This is a genomic window from Sphingobacterium haloxyli, from assembly GCF_002980525.1.
Classification (GTDB): Bacteria; Bacteroidota; Bacteroidia; order Sphingobacteriales; family Sphingobacteriaceae; genus Sphingobacterium; species Sphingobacterium haloxyli.
The window spans coordinates 72695-89466 of the sequence record NZ_PVBQ01000006.1 but is presented as its reverse complement, the minus strand read 5'-3'; the positions used below and the strand labels follow the sequence as shown (position 1 = coordinate 89466).

The following is a 16772-nucleotide window of genomic DNA, read 5'->3' as shown; positions in this document are numbered from 1 at the left end:
ACAATTCACGAATTAATCAAGCATTAAAAAAGCGCAATCGTTGCCGGCAACGTTTCCGTTACAATTGATAAAAATTTCAGAATGAGGATGCGTTGCTCAGAATGGAAAAATACTTGCATAACAAACTTTAATTAAAGACTACTAAATCTATATATATTATTTATATTTGCACCGCAAACTAAAAAGGAGCGGAAAAGACCTGACGATCTATGATACCAGCACGCTTTCGCTCTGAACAAACAATTTTAATTTTAAATGCCGTACTTATGTCTAGAATTACAACATGTTCTTATGCTTATCTGACACTTTTGCTGCTTTTAAGCTCCTCTCTGTCTCTCCGCGCCCAAACGCGCACTATACAAGGGGTCGTAACAGATGCGTTTACCGGAGAGCCGCTGGTCGGTGTAAGCGTTCAGGTTTCTGATCAACTAAACAGCACGTCTACCGAAGGAGGTGGACATTACAACCTAGCAGTTGACGATTCTGCTGTCGAACTGATATTTTCATATCTGGGCTACGACACTAAGCGTCTCCCGCTCACCTCTTCCACAATTAACGTATCCCTGGAAGTGTCAAGTAAAGATCTGGACGAGGTCGTGGTTGTAGCATATGGAACCTCACGAAGAGGAAATATAACGGGGTCCGTAAGCACAATTAACAACAAACAGCTTGAAAACCGGCAGGTTTCCGATATCTCCAAAGCCTTTGAAGGACAGGTTCCTGGCCTACAGTCCGTAGCCTCATCCGGACAGCCTGGCACGGGGGCGGCCATTCGTATTCGTGGGATAGGTTCCATTAATGCTTCAGCTGACCCGCTTTATGTAGTCGATGGCAGTCCGTATATGGGCGATATCAATGCCATCAATCCGAATGATATTCAATCCGTCAGCGTATTAAAGGATGCAGCCTCCAGTGCACTTTATGGTTCACGAGGTGCAAATGGTGTCATTATCATCACGACGAAAAGCGGACAAGCGGGCGAAAAAGCAGCTATTAACGTCAACTTTACCCAAGGAGCAACAAATCGAGCAGTAAATGACTACGAACAGGTAACAACTGACGAGTATTTTATGTTGTATTGGGAAGCACTTCGCAATAAAAACCTCTCCAGCAACCTCAATCCGGAACAGGCTGCCAGAAATGCCAGTAGTACCTTGCTTACCGATTTAAACATTAATCCGTATGGACCAGATTATCCCCAACCCATCGGGCTAGATGGGCAGTTAGTCGCTGGGGCAAGACCCTTATGGAACGACAACTGGGCTGATGTATTACAACGCACAGGCAGCCGCACACAAGCTGACCTTAATTTGAGCGGTGGCGGCGAAAACCACACCTATTTTATATCGGGCGGTTATCTAAATGAAAATGGAATCGCGATTGAATCCGGCTATCGGCGTTATAATGTACGGTCAAACATTGACGCGAAGCTACGCCCTTGGCTGAATGCTGGGATTAACTTTGCCGGAAGTAGCTCACTTCAACAGTATCCGCAGTCGGAAGACAGTAACACAGCCAACATTATCAATTTCTCCCGGCTTGTGCCTTCTTTTTATCCTTACTACAAACGCAACCCGGACGGCAGTTACCAGACAGATGCATATAACAACAAAGTCTGGGATTTCGGGGATTACCGTCCCAGTGGAGCTACCCCAAGAAACAATTTGGCTGCATCCCTCCCACTGGATAAAAATGATATTCTACGAGAAAACGTTTCAACCCGGGCATACCTAGAGGCAATACTGCACCCAACTCTAAAATTTAGATCTACTTATAGTGTGGATTATATCAATTCCAATACGCACGATTATACCAACCCAATCTATGGCAATTCAGCCGAGCGTGGAGGAACTGTATATAAATCCAATGTACGTACCGTAGCGCAAACCTGGAACAACATCTTGACTTTTGACAAGGAATTTGATGACCACCACCTCAACTTACTAGCGGGGCACGAATATTATGATTTCCATTCAGCAAATATTAGCGGAGATCGTGAACGTTTCGTTTTACCGGGGTTTTATGAACCTATCGCTGCATCCCAATTAAATTCATTTATCGGGTCGTCCTCCGATTATAGGTTATTGAGTTTTTTGGGCCGAGCGGAGTATAGCTATCTAAACCGTTATCATCTTTCAGCTTCTTTACGGACCGATGGTTCATCTCGATTTGCACCAGAAAGTCGATGGGGTACGTTTTGGTCCGTGGGTGGTTCGTGGAAAATAGCAGAAGAAAGCTTCTTCCAGGACCAGACACTCATCAACCAGCTGACATTGCGCGCGAGCTATGGTGGCCAGGGAAATGATAATCTCGGAACATACTATGCACATCAAGGATTATATACGATAGCCAATAATTTAGGTCGAGGGGGTACGGTAACTGACCGCCTTCCTACACCAGATTTAAAATGGGAAACAAATCTCAATTTAAATCTCGGTTTGGATATTGCCATACTCCAGAATCGGATCTCCTTGTCTGCGGAGTATTTTAACAGACAAAGTAAGGACCTCCTATTTACAATGCCGCTTCCACCGTCGTCTGGCTATATCGGATATGATGCAAATATTGGTTCCATGAAAAATACAGGTTTCGATATAGATTTACGCACGATACCCGTTCGAACTTCGGATTTTCGGTGGAACCTAGACGTAAATTTCTCTCATTATCGCAACCAGATAACGGAGCTCCCCACCGAAAACAACGAACCGTTAGACGCGGGAAATAAACTTTTGCGCATCGGAGGTTCCATTTACGATTTTTATATTCCCGAATGGGCTGGTGTAGATCCAGAGAACGGGAATCCATTATGGTATCTAGCCGATGAGGATGGCAACAGAAGTACCAAGACGACTTCGATTCATGGGGATGCAGGGCGATTCATACAAGGGAGTTCGCTACCCAAGCTTGTAGGTGGTATAAATAATAGTTTTTCCTATAAAGGCGTAGATTTTTCCGCATTGCTAAGCTTTAGTATCGGCGGACAGGTCTTAGACAATGATTATCTCATGATTATGCATAATGGGAATACGCCCGGTCGCGCTTGGAGCAAGGAGATCTTAAACCGCTGGACACCTGAAAATACGGAAACCGATGTGCCGCGTTTGACCACCGACAACTTGAGTTGGACGTCTACTTCTACCCGCTTCCTCTATAGTGGAACATATGCTCGCTTGAAGAACGTTAGTATCGGATACACAATCCCCCAGTCCGTCCTATCGCGTATAGGAATAGGCAACTTACGGATCTTTGCGGTAGCAGAAAACATACTCACTTTTTATGGACATAAGGGGATGGATCCCGAGCAAACTGTAAACGGAGCAACCTACTATCGGTATCCTGCTATACGCACTATTTCTGGCGGATTACAATTGGGGCTATAAACGATATAGAAATATTAAAAACACTGAAAAATGAAACTAACATATATATATATTGCAATCTTGACGCTGTTGGTCTCGACGTCTTGCAGCGACATACTCGATACCGCTCCCACTGATGCGGTTGTGGATACCGAAATTTACAAATCAACGGAGAATATAGAAACCGTCATAGAGGGTACATGGAGATACCTGAACGACACCTATTTTACCTACGCTAATCCTGGTTATACCGCATTCATGCGAACGAGTGACGCAATGGGGAACGATGTAGCTGTTACCACCAAATACGGCTACCGAGATGCGTACACCTTTAACGAGATGATCAATTCGACAGCATATCGTGTCAGGTCACTCTGGACTTTATTATATAAGGTAATTGACAACACAAACAATGTAATCCATAGAGTCGATGCAGCCGAAGGCAGTGACACGGACAAGGAGCGTTTAAAGGGACAGGCAAAAGCGCTGCGCGCATTCTGTTATCTCAATCTAGCGTCCTTCTATCAGTTCAGTTACCAAAAAGATAAAAATGCGTTAACAGTACCTATATACACCGAACCAACGACCCGAGAAACGAAAGGAAAGCCCAAAGCAAGCCTGGAAGACATCTACCGTCTAATCTTGAATGATCTTAATGGTGCATCTACGCTATTGGAAGATTACGAACGTCACAACAAATACCGAATTGATAAGCATGTCGTACAAGGATTATTGGCTAGGACTTATTTGAATATGGGACTATGGGAAGATGCGGCCGAAGCAGCAGAGAACGCAAAAGAGGGGTATGACCTTATGACAGCCGAGGCCTACGAGCAAGGGTTTAATGATGTCGGAAATGCCGAATGGATCTGGGGACACGTGCAAACTAGTGAGCAAAACACCGCAAGCTACACATTCCATTATTTGGATGTTTCCTCCTCTGGCTCTTATTATTTCAGTTACATGGCAGACCCTTATTTTAAAGATTTATTTGATCCAGGCGATATCCGTTATAAGCTTTTTGAATGGGACGGCGAACCGGGAAGAGAAGGTTTTTTACGGTACAAAAAGTTTAAATTCAAGTCTAACCTAATTGGCGACATCGTCTATATGAGGTCTGCAGAAATGTGGTTAATTGCCGCTGAAGGTTATGCGCGTGCCGGGCAAACAGCTAAAGCTATAGAAGCGCTCAATACCTTGAGGGCCGCCCGGAAAACACCTCTTTATTCAACTGCCTCTGGCGCATTGCTCGAGGAAATACTTATAGAGCGTCGGAAAGAACTTTGGGGAGAAGGCTTTGCTCTTTCAGACATAATCCGTACCCAAAGGTCCGTTGTACGAAAAGCCTTTTTAAATAGCGACGGCACGCCCATCCAAGTCGAAATCACTACGCCGGACGGTGAGGTAAAAAACGTGAACGGACAGGGGCATCGTGTCGTTAACTTCCCAGATGGTAAAGAATTCACGGCTAACAGCCCTTATTATATTTTTGCCATTCCAGACGAGGAGATACGTCGAAATCCTAATTTAGATAAAAACTAAACCATCAAAAAAGGCTGTCCTAGGACAGCCTTTATATTATTCGATTTTCACTACTTTAAATTATCTCGATAAACTTTCGCTTTTTTTACTTCCGTTTGGATATCCTTACGAGAAGCATCATAGCTAAGTACCTTTTCGTAATCAGCTACCGCTTTATTATAGGCGTCCGTCGCTTTCGCTTTGTCATAGTTTGCCGCGCCGGTAGTACCCGTCAAAATCCCAAGGTCACGATAGGCTATTGCCCTATTTTGATACAATTTTGCATCATTCGGCGTGATCGAAACGGCCCTACTGTAATCCTCTATGGCGGTTTTTAACAGCTGCTCTTTCGCGCCATTGTCTAACTTACTACCGCTCGCAATAGCCAGATTACTGCTAGCTTTACCTTTATAATAATATGCGGACGTATGTTTAGGATCCAATGATATAACCTTTTTAAACGTCTCGATAGCTTTATTATAATCTCCATTATGGAATTGAGAATACCCCAATAAGTACTGTACATCCGGATCGCCTGCTTCTGCGGGAAGTGCTTTTTGCAGATGGGAAGCGGCTGATTTAAAATCACCATCCAATAATGCTTTTTGTCCTAAGCGAACATTTGGATTGCTGTGCTGAGCTTGTTCTTGCGCTTGAACCGTTAGTGTAAATAAAGCAATCGTAGCCGAAGCCAAACCTAACTTCACCACTCTCCATGAGTTACTCAAAAATCTCCGTTTCATATAGTTTTTTTTTATTCTGCTAATTTTTAATCAAACACTATTTTATTGGAATAAATCTCCGTTAAATAGTTTAACAAGACAAAGCGAAGTTATGAACATTTCCACATTTATTGTACATGAAATATCTTTTATCATCCGTCTTGTTCTGCCGATTTAACAGGTTTCTTTGTTTATTAACATAAATAATACCAAATTTTAAACTTGGCATTTCTCTTGCACATAGTGGTTTCGTAATTACTTTCTCATAAATCAGTTAAAATTCTGACATATTGTCGGAAGAACGCGCATATATAATGAATAAAAACGACACATTTGATATCAAACAAGTATTTTCTGTCATAAACGAAGACACGGAATTTTTTCCGTTGCTAAGTTCGCAGGATGAAGAAGAGATGACCAAAGCCGATATACCTGAAGTATTACCTATACTCCCATTACGTAACACGGTGCTTTTCCCGGGTGTCGTGATTCCTATTACAGTGGGACGCGATAAGTCTATCAAATTGGTAAAAGAAGCCTACAAAGGAGATCGTACCATTGGAGTAGTTTCCCAAAAAGACATGAATATTGAGGAGCCTACCCTAGATCAACTTCATAAAATCGGTACCGCTGCCAGTATCATTAAAATTTTGCAAATGCCCGATGGCAACACCACGGTGATCATCCAAGGAAAACAGCGGTTTAAGATAACGGAAATGGTGACCGCTGATCCCTACCTAAAAGCAAAAGTAGAACGTGTTATAGAAGATAAACCCAAGGTATCGAGCAGGGAATTTAAGGCGTTGATTTCTTCTGTAAAGGAGCTAGCACTGCAAATCATCCAGCTTTCCCCAAACCTTCCTAGCGAGGCCGGCCTAGCAATCAAAAACATCGAGAGTCCCACTTTCCTCGTGAACTTCATTTCGTCAAACATGGCGTTGGAAATCCAACAAAAACAGGAGCTTTTAGAGACGAAAGATTTTGTAAAGCGGGCAAAGATTCTCTTGGAACACCTTACGACCGAAATCCAGATGTTGGAGTTAAAAAACCAAATTCAGAACAAAGTTAGGGTAGACTTAGACAAACAACAACGGGATTATTTTCTGAATCAACAACTCAAGACTATACAAGAGGAACTAGGAGGAAACACACCAGATTTGGAAATGCACGAACTAGAAAATCGAGCTAAAGCCAAGAAATGGTCGGTAGAAGTACGAAAGCATTTCAATAAAGAATTGGAAAAGCTTGGGCGTATTAATCCAGCCGCTGCCGATTATTCTGTCCAGATCAATTATTTGGAGTTAATGCTTGATTTACCGTGGGGAGAATATACGAAAGACAACTTCGATTTAGGTAGGGCGATAAAAGTTCTTGACAAAGACCATTATGGATTGGAGAAGGTCAAGCAACGCATTATCGAATATCTGGCGGTGTTGAAACTCAAAAACGACATGAAAGCGCCCATTCTTTGTTTAGTTGGCCCTCCTGGCGTGGGAAAGACGTCGCTAGGAAAATCTATAGCAAAAGCACTGGGCCGTAAATATACCCGTATGGCACTGGGCGGTATCCGCGATGAGGCCGAAATCCGCGGACACCGAAAAACCTATATTGGTGCTATGCCTGGACGTATTATTCAGTCGCTGAATAAGGCGGGAACATCCAACCCTGTTTTTGTTTTGGACGAGATTGATAAGTTAGGTGCCGATTTCAAAGGAGATCCATCGTCCGCCTTGTTGGAAGTATTGGATCCGGAACAAAACACAAATTTTTATGACCATTACGTCGAGATGGAATACGATCTTTCCAAAGTCATGTTTATCGCTACCGCAAATTCATTGAACGGCATTCAACCAGCTTTGCTGGACCGTATGGAAATCATTGAGGTGAATGGTTATACAATTGAAGAAAAGATAGAAATTGCTAAAAAGCATCTTCTGCCTAAACAACTTCAACAACACGGACTCGCAAAAAAAGATGTTTCGTTAAATAACAAAGTGATTGAGAAAATCATTGACGAATATACCCGAGAATCAGGCGTACGTGGTTTAGAAAAGAAAATCGGCTCCATCGTGCGTGGCGTGGCTACACGTATCGTTATGGAAAAGGAATACAATCCGAAAATAAGCTCACAGATGACCGAGGAAATACTTGGCGCTCCATTATTTGAGAAGGATTTGTACGAAGACAACGAGATAGCGGGCGTTGTTACAGGGCTTGCTTGGACCGCCGTAGGAGGTGATATCCTATTTATTGAATCGAGCTTGAGTCCCGGCAAAGGAAAGTTAAGCTTAACTGGCAATCTCGGCGATGTAATGAAAGAATCTGCCTCCATTGCGATGGCCTACCTAAGATCCCACGCGGAAGAGTTTGACATCGACTATAACGTATTTGATAAATGGGACGTCAACGTTCACGTTCCAGCGGGTGCTACGCCGAAAGATGGCCCCTCTGCCGGTGTAACGATGTTAACGGCTTTAACATCTCTTTTTACCCAGCGAAAAGTGAAAGAAAAACTCGCCATGACGGGTGAAATCACATTACGCGGGCGCGTACTTCCAGTCGGAGGTATACAGGAAAAAATCTTAGCAGCAAAACGTGCCAATATTAAGGAAATCATCTTATGCCGCGCCAATGAAAAGGATGTTTTGGAGATTAAGGAAGATTATGTGAAAGATCTAAAATTCCACTATGTAACCAAAATGTCTGAAGTCATTGGCATCGCACTTTTGAACCAGAAAGTTAAGCATCCAAAAGATTTGAATCGTGTAAACTAGTACCATAAGCCCGCTAATCGTATGCGGGCTTTTTTAGATAAGAAGATATTGTTTACTTTTGGATCTCATGATTGAACTTTATACAGATGGCGCATCAAGCGGCAATCCGGGTCCTGGTGGTTACGGCACAATTTTAAGAACAATTTATCAAGGTAATAATCCGGTATTTCAAGGCAAACTTATCGAAAAGGAATTTTCGGGTGGCTTTCGGAAAACGACCAATAATCGTATGGAGCTTTTAGCGGTGATAGTCGGCCTAGAGGCCCTCAAAAACGCCAATCAAAAAGTTACAATATATTCCGATTCCAAATACGTTATCGATGCTATCGATAAAAAATGGGTGTATGGTTGGATGCAAAAAGAGTTTCAAGGTAAAAAGAATAAGGATCTTTGGTTGAGACTGATGAGCTTATACAGACAACATCAGATTAAATTAGTTTGGGTAAAAGGTCACGCCGGACATCCACTGAATGAACGCTGCGATCAATTAGCGGTAAAAGCCTCAAAAGACAAGGCCAATTGGCAAATCGATGCAGTGTTCGAGGCAACATGTAGTGACGCCTTTTGAAGGAAGTTCTACAATCTAGGTCATTTGGCTGTGTAACTCGTCTTTACGGTGATATTTGCTGTCTTATTTCGAGCAGTTGTATTAAACGCTCCTCCATAAGAATATTCTTCATTGTCGTTCTGCCCCGTTATCTGAAAAATCCCTAAATCTGCTTTGATTAAATCCCCCAACGAGGAACCTGCCTCGATAGCAATGTTCGAAGCTCGCTGTTTCGCGTTCTCAGAGGCTTGGGAGATCAATTCTAATTTGAGATCTTCTAATTTGGAATAATAATAGTTTGGCGAATTTGAGCTGAGCTCAATGCCTTGTGAAATCAACGTGGAGATTTCTCGCGAAGCATTGTCTACTTTATCTAAATCTTTCGATTCGACACTTACATTCTGTGACAAATTATAACCCGTGAACGTATTATAGCTATTTCCCTGTCCGTCTGAATGATAGGAAAATTCGCGATTTATGTTTACCGCATTAAAGATAATCTCTTTCGGTTTGACACCCTGTTGTTCCAAAAATTGACGTACCAGATCCCTGTCTTTTTTTAGCTGTTCTGAAGCAGCACTCAAATCCATGGATTTACGATTGAAGGATGCCGACCATTTTACGATATCCGATTCAAAATCCTTTTTTGCATTTCCCGTAACGTTTATTGTATTATTGATTCTATATTTATATTTATACGCATTTGCCAATATCACAGCAAAAATTACGATAGCCAACGCCCCGATCACGGCTGCCAGTATACTATTTGATTTCATATTTATCTCTCTAATAAATGATACGCTTGTAATTTACCAATTTCCGTGCCTAATGTTATTGACTTTTTACTTTTTAATCCTTACTTTCAGCGCGAATTAGTTAGTTTACCCTCGCGAGAGCTGCGGAGTCATTACCGTTCACGTAAGCTTCATCGTCCTAAAAAAGGAGTCTGTTTATAATGAAAATTCGTATAACCTTTACATTAAGCATTTTAGTCTTATTTACCGGACTATTTGCGCAGAAACGTCCACTAGATCATAACGTTTATGATAATTGGAAAAGCATTAGCAATCCTGAAGTCAGCAAAACTGGGCAACTCATCCAATATCAGATCACACCGCAAGAGGGTGATGCAATATTCGAGATCAAAAGTAAGGATAACGAACTCCTTATTTCTTTACCTCGCGCTGCGGACGCAAAACTTACGCAGGATGAGTCATTCCTCATTGCTAAAATAAAGCCTACTTTCGAAGAAACAAGGCAAGCGAAAATCAAAAAGAAAAAAAATGCAGATATGCCGAAGGATTCCCTGATTATCATAGACATCCAACATAAAGATCAATGGAAATTTCCAGCGGTAAGTACGTACAAGCTTGCGCAAAATAAAAATGAGTATGTCGCATTTCTTGGAGCCGATTCCACTGCTATCCTCCACCTTAGAAATCTGATCACCGGCGATACATTGAATTTCTACAACGTAGACCAATACGCATGGAGCCCAAATGAAAATTTCCTCCTGTTTTCAAAGAAAAGCGAAGCAAAAGATTCCCTGTCCACTGATGCCGGTCTCTATATTTTCGATATAACCGGCAAGAACTTAAAAAAGATCAGCAACGGTCAAGGTGATTATAAAGAACTACTTTTTGATGATGCTGGTACACAACTCGCTTTTCTTGCAGATAAAACACCCGAAAAATCACTTCTTAAAGATTTCAAACTTTACTACTATACAGCTCAGCTCGACACCGCTCGTGTACTTGTTAGCCAACAAAGTGTGGGAATGCCGTCTCAATGGCGGGTAAGTGGCGATGGGAAACTAAAATTCAGTATGAACGGCCAAAAGTTATTTTTTGGAACAGCTCCCGTTCCGAAAGTAAAAGACACCACCTTAATCGATTTTGAACACGCACAGGTAGATATCTGGCATTGGAAAGATGATTATATACAACCGCAACAGCTCGCCAATTTAAAACGGGATAAAAGCCAAAATTTCCTTGCTGTAATATACCCTAGTGCCAATCGATTGGTACAACTCGCAGATGACAAGTTTAATCGGACCAATATCACGGATGAGGCAGATAACGAATGGATATTGGCTACGTCTGATTTTGGCAAGCGCATCGCTGCACAATGGGAAGGTTTCGCATTATCTGATATTTACATCATATCGACTATATCCGGCCAAAAAAAGATCGTAAAAGAAAACCTAAATGGCTATGCATCTATATCTCCAAAAGGGGATTTCGTCCTTTATTTTGATCGTGAAACCGGCAACTGGTATAGCTACCAAATTTCTTCGGGAAAAACAGTCTTGCTAAACGATGGTTTGCCCGTTAATTTTGTTGATGAGGAAAACGACTCCCCCTCTTTGCCAAGTCCCTATGGTATAGCCGGCTGGTCCGCAAACGGAAAAGATGTTTACATTTATGACCGGTATGATATCTGGAAATTTGATTTAGCTGGAAAAAGAAAGGGACTGTTCACCAATGGTGAAGGGCGTGCAACGCAAACCATTTTTCGCTATATCGATTTAAATCCAAACGACAATCCAAGATACAAGACCACTATTATACCCGAAAAAGAAAATATTTTTATTACAGGATTTAACGAAGGCACCAAATACAACGGTATTTACACCATAGGCACTTCCAAAAGCAGAAAACCAGATGAAATCTTTTCTGGTGGATATACCTTTCGGAACTTTAAACGTGGGCCGGGCGGCGAAACGGTCATTTATACCAAAGAGAACTACTTGAATTCACCTGATCTATATGTAAGCAAAGAGTTTAAAAATGAATTACGTCTTACAGACATTAATCCCCAACAGGCAACCTATAATTGGGGAACCGCAGAACACGTACAATGGACGACGCCGTCTGGGTTCGCCGCTGAGGGTATCCTGTATAAACCCGAGAACTTTGATCCAAACAAAAGATACCCCATCATCGCTTATTTCTATGAAAAGCTCAGTAAGGGGCTATATAGTTACCAAGCACCCGCCCCCACTCCCTCCCGATTAAATATACCTTATTATGTAAGCAACGAATATTTGGTATTTGCACCAGATATACGTTATGAAATCGGGTATCCTGGAAAGTCCGCGGAAGAATATGTAAATTCCGGCATGCGTTATTTGGCACAGAATCCTTGGGTAGACTCTACCAAGATGGCTATTCAAGGACAAAGCTGGGGCGGCTACCAGGTAGCGCATTTGATTACACGGACGAATATGTATGCAGCAGCGTGGAGTGGTGCGCCCGTCGTCAATATGACATCAGCCTACGGCGGTATCCGTTGGCAGAGTGGTATGTCCAGACAATTCCAGTACGAACAAACACAATCACGTATCGGAAAAACGCTGTGGGAAGACCGTGAACGCTATATCGAAAATTCGCCGCTCTTCTTTTTGGACCGCGTGACAACACCTGTTGCTATTATGCACAATGATAACGATGGTGCAGTGCCCTGGTACCAAGGGATCGAGATGTTCACAGCGTTAAGGCGTTTACAGAAGCCAGTTTGGCTATTAAATTATAATGGAGACGAGCATAACCTGATGAAAAGACAGAACCGGAAAGACATACAGATTCGGCAGGCACAGTTCTTTGACCACTTTCTAAAAGGCAAGCCAGCTCCAGGATGGCTGGAACACGGGGTTCCCGCAAAAGAAAAGGGAATTAACTGGGGATTTGACTAAAAAACAAAAACAAAGATGTGACTTACCAAAAAAAGGCTTGTTTTTGTCGCCACCAACAAACAAAATAAACAAAAAATGCTGTTTTTATTCATTTTTTTATTGTATTTCCCAAAATAAATGTACTTTTACAACGAAAAAACAACCGAAACTATAAAAAATATCATAAAAAAAATGTCAAGCCCTAGATTTAAAGCAACAGAGTTAGCCATATCTCGTCCGGTAGAAGATATGGAAAAAGTAGAATCGTTAAAGGCAACTAGTATCTACGGAAAAAATGTATTTACTATTGCGAAGATGAAAGACTATCTTTCCAAAAGCACGTACAAAGAACTTATTCAAATTATTGACGCAGGTACAAAGATATCGCGTGAACTCGCCGACCAGATTGCACAAGCAATGAAAACATGGGCCATCAGTAATGAGGCTTCACATTACACCCACTGGTTTCAACCTTTAACCGGCAGTACTGCAGAAAAACATGATGCTTTCTTCGAGCCTGATGAAAACGGCGATGCTATTGAGAAGTTTTCAGGTGATTCGTTGGTGCAACAAGAGCCAGATGCTTCTTCCTTTCCGAGCGGCGGTATTCGCAATACATTTGAGGCCCGCGGTTATACTGCATGGGATCCCTCTTCTCCAGCTTTTATCTTCGAAACTGCTGCAGGCAAAACACTATGTATTCCCACGGTATTTGTTTCTTATACCGGTGAATCTCTGGATTACAAAGCACCTTTATTAAAAGCAATAGAAGCAATCGATAACGCCGCGACTGACGTCGTTCAATATTTTGACAAGTCCGTATCAAAAGTTAATGCTTCCCTCGGTATCGAACAAGAATATTTTCTAGTCGACCTTTCATTATTCCATGCGCGCCCAGATCTTCAATTTACGGGCCGTACCCTTTTTGGACATATGTCTGCAAAGGGGCAACAATTGGAAGATCACTATTTTGGTGCTATCCCAGAGCGTGTTCTAGCGTATATGGTAGATTTGGAAAACGAAGCGTTGAAATTGGGTATTCCACTGAAAACTAGGCACAACGAGGTTGCTCCTTCTCAGTTCGAATGTGCACCGATGTATGAAGAAATCAACTTAGCAATCGACCACAATCAATTGTTGATGAATTTAATGGAGCAAGTAGCTGTTCGTCATCACTTCAAAGTATTGTTGCACGAAAAACCGTTTAGTGGGATTAACGGATCAGGAAAACACAACAACTGGTCATTAATTACCAATACAGGTGTCAATCTACTTTCGCCAGGCAAGACTCCAAAAAACAATTTGATGTTCTTAACCTTTTTCGTAAATACGATTAAAGCCGTATATGAACATGCTGATTTACTTCGTGCATCTATCGCAAGCCATAGTAATGATCACCGTCTAGGGGCAAACGAAGCACCTCCGGCAATCATCTCTATTTTCTTAGGTTCTCAATTGGATGAAATTCTAGAAGAAGTAGAATCTGCCCGTGTAGCGAAAAAAGTGAAAAACGATGCTAGCTTGTGGCACGGAATTCCTAAAATTCCAGATCTGCAACTAGACAACACCGACCGTAACCGTACTTCGCCTTTTGCCTTTACCGGAAATAAATTTGAATTCCGGGCTGTTGGATCGTCTGCAAACTCCGCATTGCCAATGATTGTACTCAATGCTATCGTTGCCAACCAACTTATCGAGTTTAAAACAGAGGTCGACAAACAAATCAAAAAAGGCACGAAAAAAGACCTCGCCTTGCTTAACGTTATCCGCAAGTACATCAAAGAATCGAAAGCGATCCGTTTTGAAGGTAATGGATATAGCGATGAGTGGGCTGTTGAGGCCGAGGCTCGTGGACTTTCTAACATTAAATCAACGCCTAAGGCATTAGATGTATATGTTAAAGACGAAAACCTCGCTTTGTTTGAAAAATTAGGCATATACACTAAGCGCGAATCAGAGGCACGTCACGAGATTTTGTTGGAAAACTTCTTTAAGAAACTACAAATTGAAGCTCGTGTAATTGGCGAAGTAGTAACCAGCCAAATCGCACCGGCGTGCTTTATTTATCAAAACGAGCTTATCGAGAACGTTAAAGGTTTGAAAGACTTAGGTTTAGCAAAAGAAGCTTATAGCTCTCAGATTAACTTGGTAGAACGTATTTCAAAACACACCAATCTGATTTTGGAAAAAGCGGAAGAAATGCGTCAATCACGTAAACAAGCGAACAACATCGAAGACCTTCGTGAACGCGCAATTGCTTATGACGAAGTCGTCAAACCTTATTTTGACGAAATTCGTTATCACGTGAACAAATTGGAAAAAATCATCGACGACAACAAATGGCCTCTTCCAAAATTAAGAGAGTTATTATTCTTACGATAAGAAAACAACGCTACTAACCTCAATTCATAGCGTCAGCACTCAACTTTCCGTTGAGTGCTTTTTTATGGCACTTCTCATTTGCAAAATGCCGCCACTCATGCTCGATATCTGCGGCGAGCCGTTGGCCGTCAAAAACCACCAATCTATACATAAGCGTATAAGTCTGGTCAGGCGCTAAGAGCCAATCCCGATCTTTTGTTGGAGAAAAATTGATGAATACATTCTCTTTTCCGCCATTGGCCCTGCCATCCCAGATACGTAAGGGTTCAGGATGATTAAAATTCCGAGGATGTGACAATATCGCCATACCACCATATCCGCTTGATGAGAACTCCCCCTGCACCATACACCAACGTGCTCTGCTGCCATCCGTCTCTTCCCGCGTTTTGCCTTCGGAAGTCAGTACGCTACTGTTATCAGCGTTCCAAGATGCCAACGCCCGCCATCCTAGACCACCATATCGGTAAGTAAGAAGCCGTAGTGGCTTGGAGGTAGCACAGCGCATTTCAATAATTATATCAATCCAGTAATGGTTATCCTGCCCCTTCGGTAAGTGAACCTTAACCGTTTGCCACTCATGAAGTGCTACCTCTTCCTGCCCATCCCCTTTAAAGACAACATGCTCATGGAGCGCTGTGTATGTTGCGTCCCGCTCGTTGACTTTGTGATCGAGCAACTGAACAAAGCGAACTGTCCCTGATTTTTTATAAAGATTCCAAAAGTCGACAGTATCGGCCTTAAATAACGTATGCGTCCAAGAATTCCAAACGCCATAGTGATGGTAATGATCACGCGGCTGTATCCGCGTAAGTCTGTGTCCTTTTAAGGTATAAATCGGATGAATAAAACCGTTGCGCCTGTAACTACTATCCTGTCCTTTTGGCGGATAGACGGTATTGAAATGATAGGTAAGTAACGGTTGGTCGTTCTTGAAAACGGTAAGCACACTATCTATCACCAACTGAAGGCTATCCGTCCGCATTCCGTTTTGACCATAAGTAAAATGTACAGATGGCCCAGATACGAGCATCATCATTGTACTTGCTATATATAACAATAAGGTATTTCTATCGGTCATCAGTATCTGCTTTTCTATTAAACTACTTCGGAAACTACACTTACAAACATAACTTTTTATATGAAATCAGCATGAGCTAAGATTCAAAAAAAATAATCCTTAAATTTATACCATAAAACAACCCTACATTGATGAACATCTTAGCATTCGCCGCAAGTAATAGCGCTCAATCCATAAACAAGCAACTGGTAACGAGTGTTAGCAAATACTACAAAGCATCCGACGACATTATAGAAATATTGGACTTGAACGATTTTGACATGGTACTTTTCTCGAAGGAACGAGAAAAAGCATCGGGTATCCCATCGTTGGCCTATGCCTTCGCCGAAAAAATTGATCGAGCAGACTTTATCCTTATATCTTTTGCAGAGAACAATGGTAACTATAATGCCGCGTATAAAAATATAATAGACTGGGTATCCAGAATACCAAAAAGAAAAATTTTCAATGGCAAACCAGTTTTTTTAATGGCCACCTCACCCGGAAAACGAGGCGGACAATCTGTGTTGGAAATTGCCGTAAACAGATTACCTTTTGATGGTGCAGAAGTATTGGAGAATTTCAGCCTTCCCGAATTTTCTCAAAACTTCGAAGAAGGTAAAGGCGTTACAAACGTATTGTTCAGAAGCCAATTGGAGGCTAAAGTCCGAAAAACAAAAAAGATACTAAAACAAAAATTTGAACAAAGATAACTTCGTTAATAAAACACACCATAC

The 16772-nt window shown here is 41.9% G+C and carries 10 protein-coding genes; 7 read left to right on the top strand and 3 right to left on the bottom strand.

Annotated features, from left to right (window positions below; all coding sequences use genetic code 11):
• The first annotated feature begins 266 nt into the window (after window positions 1–266).
• Both C5745_RS09210 and C5745_RS09205 read left to right on the top strand, forming a co-directional pair.
• On the top strand, window positions 267–3380 hold the full coding sequence (locus C5745_RS09210; RefSeq protein ID WP_105716711.1) for a SusC/RagA family TonB-linked outer membrane protein: 3114 nt from the start codon (window positions 267–269) through the stop codon (window positions 3378–3380).
• 30 nt (window positions 3381–3410) lie between these two features.
• Window positions 3411–4901, top strand: a complete 1491-nt coding sequence (locus tag C5745_RS09205) for a RagB/SusD family nutrient uptake outer membrane protein (RefSeq protein WP_105716710.1) — start codon at window positions 3411–3413, stop codon at window positions 4899–4901.
• Between the two features lie 50 nt (window positions 4902–4951).
• On the opposite strand, the gene C5745_RS09200 is transcribed toward C5745_RS09205, so the two are convergent.
• Window positions 4952–5623 carry a tetratricopeptide repeat protein gene (locus C5745_RS09200; RefSeq protein ID WP_105716709.1) on the bottom strand — a complete coding sequence of 224 codons (672 nt, stop codon included), beginning with the start codon at window positions 5621–5623 and terminating at the stop codon, window positions 4952–4954.
• A gap of 293 nt (window positions 5624–5916) precedes the next feature.
• On the opposite strand from C5745_RS09200, the gene lon reads away from it, so the two are divergent.
• Window positions 5917–8376 (top strand): endopeptidase La, encoded by a 2460-nt coding sequence (gene lon, locus C5745_RS09195; RefSeq protein WP_105716708.1) that lies wholly within the window; start codon window positions 5917–5919, stop codon window positions 8374–8376.
• A gap of 67 nt (window positions 8377–8443) precedes the next feature.
• Complete coding sequence (rnhA, locus tag C5745_RS09190) at window positions 8444–8944, top strand: ribonuclease HI (protein WP_105716707.1); 501 nt, start codon at window positions 8444–8446, stop codon at window positions 8942–8944.
• A 20-nt stretch (window positions 8945–8964) separates the two neighbouring features.
• Here the strand turns inward: rnhA and C5745_RS09185 are convergent, their stop codons facing one another.
• A complete protein-coding gene (locus C5745_RS09185) occupies window positions 8965–9699 on the bottom strand; it encodes an SIMPL domain-containing protein (RefSeq protein WP_105716706.1) in 735 nt (244 codons plus the stop codon).
• A 179-nt stretch (window positions 9700–9878) separates the two neighbouring features.
• On the opposite strand from C5745_RS09185, the gene C5745_RS09180 reads away from it, so the two are divergent.
• Together C5745_RS09180 and C5745_RS09175 are read left to right on the top strand one after the other, a co-directional pair.
• Window positions 9879–12617: a S9 family peptidase gene (locus C5745_RS09180; protein WP_105716705.1), complete on the top strand. Its 2739-nt coding sequence runs from the start codon at window positions 9879–9881 to the stop codon at window positions 12615–12617.
• Between the two features lie 171 nt (window positions 12618–12788).
• Complete coding sequence (locus tag C5745_RS09175; protein ID WP_105716917.1) at window positions 12789–14978, top strand: glutamine synthetase III family protein; 2190 nt, start codon at window positions 12789–12791, stop codon at window positions 14976–14978.
• A gap of 19 nt (window positions 14979–14997) precedes the next feature.
• Here C5745_RS09175 and C5745_RS09170 read toward each other — a convergent pair whose 3' ends face one another.
• Complete coding sequence (locus C5745_RS09170; RefSeq protein ID WP_105716704.1) at window positions 14998–16056, bottom strand: DUF6807 domain-containing protein; 1059 nt, start codon at window positions 16054–16056, stop codon at window positions 14998–15000.
• Between the two features lie 131 nt (window positions 16057–16187).
• On the opposite strand from C5745_RS09170, the gene C5745_RS09165 reads away from it, so the two are divergent.
• Complete coding sequence (locus C5745_RS09165) at window positions 16188–16748, top strand: NADPH-dependent FMN reductase (protein WP_105716703.1); 561 nt, start codon at window positions 16188–16190, stop codon at window positions 16746–16748.
• The last annotated feature ends 24 nt before the right edge of the window (window positions 16749–16772 follow it).

Excerpts from the sequence above, each read along its gene's own strand:
- C5745_RS09210 (WP_105716711.1), top strand. The coding sequence starts at position 267 with ATGTCTAGAATTACAACATGTTCTTATGCTTATCTGACACTTTTGCTG.
- C5745_RS09205 (WP_105716710.1), top strand. The coding sequence starts at position 3,411 with ATGAAACTAACATATATATATATTGCAATCTTGACGCTGTTGGTCTCG.
- C5745_RS09200 (WP_105716709.1), bottom strand. The coding sequence starts at position 5,623 with ATGAAACGGAGATTTTTGAGTAACTCATGGAGAGTGGTGAAGTTAGGT.
- lon (WP_105716708.1), top strand. The coding sequence starts at position 5,917 with ATGAATAAAAACGACACATTTGATATCAAACAAGTATTTTCTGTCATA.
- rnhA (WP_105716707.1), top strand. The coding sequence starts at position 8,444 with ATGATTGAACTTTATACAGATGGCGCATCAAGCGGCAATCCGGGTCCT.
- C5745_RS09185 (WP_105716706.1), bottom strand. The coding sequence starts at position 9,699 with ATGAAATCAAATAGTATACTGGCAGCCGTGATCGGGGCGTTGGCTATC.
- C5745_RS09180 (WP_105716705.1), top strand. The coding sequence starts at position 9,879 with ATGAAAATTCGTATAACCTTTACATTAAGCATTTTAGTCTTATTTACC.
- C5745_RS09175 (WP_105716917.1), top strand. The coding sequence starts at position 12,789 with ATGTCAAGCCCTAGATTTAAAGCAACAGAGTTAGCCATATCTCGTCCG.
- C5745_RS09170 (WP_105716704.1), bottom strand. The coding sequence starts at position 16,056 with ATGACCGATAGAAATACCTTATTGTTATATATAGCAAGTACAATGATG.
- C5745_RS09165 (WP_105716703.1), top strand. The coding sequence starts at position 16,188 with ATGAACATCTTAGCATTCGCCGCAAGTAATAGCGCTCAATCCATAAAC.